This window comes from Streptococcus sp. GMD6S, assembly GCF_000297015.1.
Genome location: NZ_AJRH01000226.1, coordinates 1 through 707, shown reverse-complemented (window position 1 = coordinate 707; position 707 = coordinate 1). Strand labels below are relative to the sequence as shown.

General features: G+C 43.3%; 1 pseudogene. It reads left to right on the top strand.

What is annotated here, in order from left to right:
* Positions 1-707: pseudogene (locus tag GMD6S_RS09830) on the top strand (divalent metal cation transporter); the annotation flags it as partial.

The following is a 707-nucleotide window of genomic DNA, read 5'->3' as shown; positions in this document are numbered from 1 at the left end:
GTTATCTTGGCCAATGTTTTTAAATATCCATTTTTCCGTTTTGGTGCCGAATATACTGCCGACACTGGTAAAACCTTGGTAGAAGGCTATGCTGAAAAAGGAAAAATCTATCTCTGGATTTTCTTTGTCCTCAATGTCTTCTCTGCTATGGTTAATACAGCTGGAGTCGCTATCCTTTGCTCAGCCATCATCGCTAGCGCCTTCCCAATGATTGGACTTAGCATCACTCAGTGGTCCCTTATCCTTGTTGCAGTCATTTGGGCCATGCTACTCTTTGGTGGCTACAAACTATTAGATGGTATGGCAAAATGGATCATGTCTGCTTTGACCATTGCAACTGTTCTTGCAGTTATCATTGCAGCAATTAAACATCCAGAATACAGCTCTGATTTTGTCGAAAAGACACCTTGGCAAATGGCGGCACTCCCTTTTATCGTTTCCCTCTTAGGATGGATGCCTGCCCCTATTGAAATTTCAGCCGTCAATTCACTCTGGTCTGCTGAAAAGAAAAAGACCGTCAACTTTAATACAGCGGACGCCCTTTTCGACTTTAACGTTGGTTACATTGGAACTGCTATCCTAGCTGTATTCTTCGTGGCACTAGGAGCACTGATTCAGTATCCTACAGGACAAGCAGTTGAAGCAGCTTCAGCCAAGTACATTTCTCAATTTGTGGGTATGTATGCCTCTGTTCTTGGAGAATGGTC